The following is a 279-nucleotide window of genomic DNA, read 5'->3' as shown; positions in this document are numbered from 1 at the left end:
AAGCAGGACCTGGCCGCGGCGCCGGTACTGCAGGGCTACCCGTGCCGGCTGCTGACCCCGCATACACTGGAAGTGCAGGTGGACAAGGACATCGGCATCACCGCGCTGTTCGGCCAGCTGACGCTGCAGAACATCGAAGTGCAAAGTCTGCGCAACAAGACCAACCGACTCGAGGAGCTGTTCGTGTCCCTGGTGGAAAAAAACCTGTCGAAGGTGGCCGTATGAGTGTGGAGCTGCGCACCAACTGGGTCGCCCTGAACACCATCGTCTACCGCGAAG

The 279-nt window shown here is 61.3% G+C and carries 1 pseudogene; it reads left to right on the top strand.

Annotated elements, in window-relative coordinates:
* Positions 1–225: pseudogene (locus SB719_RS19680) on the top strand (ABC transporter ATP-binding protein); the annotation flags it as partial.
* Between the last annotated feature and the right edge of the window lie 54 nt (positions 226–279).

Origin of the sequence: Pantoea sp. SIMBA_079, from assembly GCF_046940275.1 — a bacterium.
In the GTDB taxonomy this organism is placed as follows: domain Bacteria; phylum Pseudomonadota; class Gammaproteobacteria; order Enterobacterales; family Enterobacteriaceae; genus Pantoea; species Pantoea borealis.
Note: the sequence above shows the minus strand (reverse complement) of the source record. Positions and strands in the feature narration are given on the sequence as shown.